Here is a 506-nt window from a genome sequence, read left to right as displayed (position 1 = left end):
GAGGCGGTTCATCTCGCCGCCGAGGGCATTGCCGATGTCGAGGATATCGACAAGGCGATCGCTTACGGGCCAGGTATGCGTTGGGCCTTCATCGGACCGCATCTGACCTATCACCTGGGGGGAGGAGAAGCTGGATATCGTGGCTATCTGGATCACCTCGGTCCGACGCAGGAGCGCCGCTGGAAAAGCCTTGGCAACCCGGCACTCAATGAAGAAATCAAAGCGGCGCTAATCGAAGGCGTGGAACGCGAACTTGCCAGCCAAGACGAAGCCACTCTTGTTAAACGGCGTGATGCTGCATTGGTCGAGTTGCTGAAGCTAAAGTCCTTTCACGGGCTTTGAGGCATCTTGCGGTGTCTGCCAGATACACACGTGTCTTTCGCCTCGGCCCGTTGTGCCATCGCGGCATGACATCTGTTCTGCGTAATCTACTCCACGGCATGGCCGCTTTAGAGCAACTCGGTATGGCATGGCACCGCACAAGGCCATGTGCGAAAGTGCCCTGG

General features: G+C 57.7%; 1 protein-coding gene. It reads left to right on the top strand.

Annotated features, from left to right (window positions below; genetic code table 11):
* Window positions 1-342, top strand: a 342-nt coding sequence (locus RXV88_RS23685; RefSeq protein WP_316296202.1) for a 3-hydroxyacyl-CoA dehydrogenase family protein, incomplete at its 5' end; no start/stop codon positions are given.
* Window positions 343-506: the final 164 nt, after the last annotated feature.

Source organism: Aestuariicoccus sp. MJ-SS9, assembly GCF_032586235.1.
In the GTDB taxonomy this organism is placed as follows: Bacteria; Pseudomonadota; Alphaproteobacteria; order Rhodobacterales; family Rhodobacteraceae; genus Aestuariicoccus.
Note: the sequence above shows the minus strand (reverse complement) of the source record. Positions and strands in the feature narration are given on the sequence as shown.